Annotated in this window: 1 protein-coding gene and 1 pseudogene; both read left to right on the top strand. The window is 63.1% G+C overall.

Translation table 11 applies throughout. The features are described 5' to 3' along the window. Window positions 1-21 precede the first annotated feature (21 nt). Window positions 22-974, top strand: a pseudogene (locus HLUSI_RS30460) (ABC transporter substrate-binding protein). A gap of 146 nt (window positions 975-1,120) precedes the next feature. Further along, the coding region (locus tag HLUSI_RS30455) for an aldehyde dehydrogenase family protein (RefSeq protein WP_157137995.1) at window positions 1,121-1,414 on the top strand (294 nt) is incomplete at its 3' end.

Here is a 1,414-nt window from a genome sequence, read left to right as displayed (position 1 = left end):
ACCACGTCGGTTGCGTTGGCAATGCACGTCGGCGTGACCCTCTCGACCACCGGTCCGGCCGCGTCGCTGGGCATCCCCGAAAAGAACACCATCGCCTTGCTGCCGACCACCATCGCCGGCCAAAAAGTGAATTACATCGTGCTGGACGACGCGTCCGACACCACCCAGGCGGTCAAGAACACCCGCCGCTTCATCTCCGAAAACAACGTCGACCTGATCATCGGCTCGACCGTGTCGCCGAACTCGCTGTCGATGATCGAAGTGGTCGCCGAAGCGCAGACGCCGATGATTTCGCTAGCCGCCTCGGCACGCATCGTCGAACCGATGGACGCGAAAAAGAAATGGGTCTTCAAGACCCCGCAGAACGACCGAAGGTTGAAGTCGTGGCCAACGAACGTTTTGCACGCAACGATACCTCGGCCACCGCGCAAGCCTTGAAGCTGATGTCGGCCAAGCCCGATGCGATCCTGATCGCCGGTTCCGGCACGCCGGCCGTGGTGCCGCAGCGCGCCTTGGCCGAACGCGGCTACAAGGGCCTGATCTACCAGACCCACGGCGTAGCCAATTCCGACTTCCTGCGCGTGGGCGGCAAGCTGCTGGACAACACCCTGCTGCCGGCCGGCCCCGTGCTGGTGGCGGCGCAACTGCCGGCCGACAACCCGATCCGCAAGGTGGCCCTGGGCTACACCGCCAAGTACGAGGCGATACACGGCAAGGATAGCGTCTCGCTGTTCGGCGGCTATGCCTGGGACGCCGGCCTGCTGCTGCAAGCCGCCGCGCCGGAAGCGCTGAAGAAGGGCAAGCCCGGTACGCCGGAATTCCGTGCCGCGCTGCGCGACGCGCTGGAAGCCTCCAAAAATGTCAACGGCGTGCACGGCGTCTACAACATGTCGGCCACCGACCACCTCGGCCTGGATCAACGCGCCTCGGTGATGGTGAAGATCGTCAACGGCGCATGGAAGTACCAACCATAAGCGCAACATCTCCATCGGTAATGCGATGACATGAAACGGGCAGGGCGGCTGAGGTGCGGCTTACATCGGCGCCCTGCCGTTTTTGCCATCGCTGCAGTATCTGCAGTATCAGCAGCCCAGCATTTTCGAAGATAACGGAAACAGCAATGACAGCACAATCCACACTCTTGCAAAGCTACATCGGCGGCCGCTGGATCGGTACCACCGCCGCGACGCCGCTCAACAGCGCCGTCAACGGCCGTCTCATCGCCTCCACGCATGCCGAAAGCATCGACTTCGACGAAGCCGTGACCTATGCGCGCAAGCAGGGATTGCCGGCATTGCTGAAGCTCGATTTCCAGCAGCGCGCGGGCATCCTGCGCGCGCTCGCCAAATACCTCAACGAACACAAGGAACAGCTCTACGCCGTCTCCGCGCATACCGGCGCCACGCGCGCCGAC

The sequence above is a fragment of the Herbaspirillum lusitanum P6-12 genome, from assembly GCF_000256565.1.
GTDB classification, from domain to species: Bacteria; Pseudomonadota; Gammaproteobacteria; order Burkholderiales; family Burkholderiaceae_D; genus Herbaspirillum; species Herbaspirillum lusitanum.
The sequence above is the reverse complement of the archived record's forward strand: the minus strand, read 5'-3'. Positions and strand labels throughout refer to the sequence as shown.